General features: G+C 66.3%; 3 protein-coding genes. 2 read left to right on the top strand and 1 reads right to left on the bottom strand.

All coding sequences use genetic code 11. The annotated features are described in order from the left end of the window. Positions 1-349, top strand: a 349-nt coding sequence (locus tag B2J89_RS21165) for a biopolymer transporter ExbD (RefSeq protein WP_169170811.1), incomplete at its 5' end; no start/stop codon positions are given. Between the two features lie 71 nt (positions 350-420). After that, positions 421-639 carry a hemin uptake protein HemP gene (gene hemP / locus B2J89_RS21160; protein ID WP_169170810.1) on the top strand — a complete coding sequence of 73 codons (219 nt, stop codon included), beginning with the start codon at positions 421-423 and terminating at the stop codon, positions 637-639. Between the two features lie 214 nt (positions 640-853). Here the strand turns inward: hemP and B2J89_RS21155 are convergent. Continuing rightward, positions 854-947 (bottom strand): heme-binding protein (locus tag B2J89_RS21155; protein WP_205763927.1); only part of this gene is annotated, 94 nt, incomplete at its 5' end.

The raw sequence follows: 947 nt of genomic DNA, 5'->3' as shown, positions 1-947 counted from the left end.
GGTCGACGTGATGCTGGTGCTGCTCATCATCTTCATCATCACCGTGCCGGTCATGAAACACGCGGTCAACGTCGACCTGCCGCGCGCCGTGAACCAGCCCGAACTGATCAAGCCCGAGACGGTGCGCCTGAGCGTGGCGGCCGACGGCGGCTATTTCTGGAACGGTGCTCCCATCCCCGACGACGCGCTCGAAGGCCGCCTGCAGGCCGAGGCCGCCAAGGAGCCGCAGCCCGACCTGCACATCAACGGCGACAAGGCCGTGCGCTACGAGCGCGTGGCCCAGGCCATGTCTGCAGCGCAACGCGCGGGCGTGCGCAAGATCGGTTTCGTAACCGAGCCGCAGCGCTGAAAGTCGCCATCGGGCATCGGGGCGTTAGACACTCAATTTTTCATTCAGAAATTCCCGCACACCGCACTGTTATGCACGCAAGCCCCCCAGCGCCTCCCCTTTGCCCCGCCGCGCACCACGATGGCGGCGCGGCCGATGCCCCCCGGTGTCCGACCGGCACGGCCACCCCGGCGGCGGCGGTGGACAGCCAGGACCTGCTGCAAGGCCAGAAAACCGTGGCCATCGCGCACAACGGCGCCATTTACCGCCTGCAGGCCACGCGGCTGGGCAAGCTCATCTTGACGAAGTGAGTTTCATCGTGGGGCGACCCCCGGGCTGGCCTCCAGCCCGCCAGGGTCGTTTTGGCCAGCCAACGGATGTCCTCCGCGTAGCCAGGCTTTTTTTCCATGCCAAACAAAAAAACCGGCAGATGCCGGTTTTTTGGGTCATTTCGCGCTCAAGCCCTTGGTGGACGTGCGCAGGCAGCTATCAAAACAATCCCCATGGCGGCCCGCAGGCCACGCCTCACAAGCCCAATGCGGCAATGCCGGCGCGGGCCACCTGGGCGTCTTCGGGCGCCTTGACGCCGCTCACGCCCACGGCGCCGATGCACTGGCCG

Source organism: Acidovorax sp. SRB_24, assembly GCF_012931925.1.
This window is presented reverse-complemented; position numbering and strand designations above follow the sequence as displayed.